This window comes from Youxingia wuxianensis, assembly GCF_014385085.1.
GTDB lineage: Bacteria > Bacillota > Clostridia > Oscillospirales > Ruminococcaceae > Youxingia > Youxingia wuxianensis.
This window is the reverse complement of the sequence record NZ_JACRTD010000027.1, coordinates 1-1,522: the sequence shown is the minus strand read 5'-3', so window position 1 is coordinate 1,522 and position 1,522 is coordinate 1. Positions and strand designations below refer to the sequence as shown.

1 protein-coding gene is annotated in these 1,522 nt (G+C 48.0%); it reads right to left on the bottom strand.

Annotated elements, in window-relative coordinates; translation table 11 throughout:
• Positions 1 to 7: 7 nt before the first annotated feature.
• On the bottom strand, positions 8 to 1,468 hold the full coding sequence (locus tag H8705_RS13615) for a Na+/H+ antiporter NhaC family protein (protein ID WP_262396320.1): 1,461 nt from the start codon (positions 1,466 to 1,468) through the stop codon (positions 8 to 10).
• Between the last annotated feature and the right edge of the window lie 54 nt (positions 1,469 to 1,522).

Sequence of the window (1,522 nt, the reverse complement as noted above, 5' to 3'; positions counted from 1 at the left end):
AATTAACTTACATAACGAGACCAGCAACCAAATATCCTAAGGCCGCCAGCACCAAGGCAATCACCATGTACGGGATCTGCGCCATGTTCTCTTCATACAGGCTCAGACTACACGCACCACTTACCAGAATGCCTCCATCCGCAGAGAAGCACGCCAGGTATCCCCATACTCCAGCCGATACCAGCGCCGCAATCCCTACATACGGGTTCGCTCCCAACGCTTCCGCCAATGCAATTACGATCGGCATCGCTATCATGTACAGTGTATAGTTGAACGATACGAAAAATTCCGAAATCGCGAATACCAAGAAGATAATCACTGGGAACAACGCCGGTGTTACTACGCTTTCCGCCAAGCCCACTACATACTCTGTGAACCCTAACTCACTTACCAGCCGGCACAGGCTAAATCCAAAGATCAGCATTACCAGCATTTCACACATGTAGTTGAACCCTTCGTATACCGCGCTGATCGCATCCATGATGCTGAACACCTTGGTCGCCACATAGAATATCAACGTTACGGAAATACCCGCTGTCATCGAATACAGCATCTCTAAGTCAAATACAAAAAACGCAAATAAGAAGATCAGTACGATCGGTACCAAAAAGTGGATCAGATTGACTCCCGGTCTCGGCTCGGTCGCTTCTTCTACTCCTACTTCTTCTCCTTCTACTACTGGAGATACTGGTCCCCCTGCCTCTACTCTTTCAAACGCTTTCTTCATTCTGCCGAATTTCGGAATTACTCCCAAAATTACCAGCAGCGATACCAGCATTCCTGCCATTGGGAAAAACAAAAACGGCATTACTTTTGTCAGATAGGTCGCTACCCCTGCTCCTGTTTCCGCCATCCCGTTCGCTTCCAGCAACGACGCTACGAAGATCGCCCATGCTCCGATCGGTAAGAAACATGCCGGCGGCGCTCCCGCTGATCTTACTACATACGCCGTCATCTCTCTCGGTACTTTAAACTCGTCGTTTACCGGCGACATACATGCCCCTACCGTTAACATCGACATATAGTCATCTATACATAACGGAGTCGGTAATATCCATGTGAACAGCAGCGATACTTTTGCGCTCTTCGCAAATTTCGCCATCGCCCGCGCAAAAAATGTCCCTGCTCCGCTCTTGTTCAATATCATGAACAGTACCCCTGCCAACGCGAAAATCAAAAACAGCCATATGCTATCTGGATCCTGGAACGTCAGCTGTATTTCGTCCATTGTCCCTTGGAAGAATAACCCTTTGTACTTGATTACACACGCCAGCACCGTCGCCCACAAAAATCCTTCGATGGTTCTTGTCGTGATGATGATAAACGTGAAGATAAACAGTACTGGTATTGCACTCCAGAACCCATATGCTTCTATTGGGCTCCCCACTTCCGGTCCCGCTACTATTGCTGCTATCGATAAGATGATCAGCAGTCCGTAACAGATGATGTTGCGCATTGTCTTACTCATGCTTACTCTCCTTTCGTTATACCCTTCCGGATAACTCTAACTACCTCACACAGC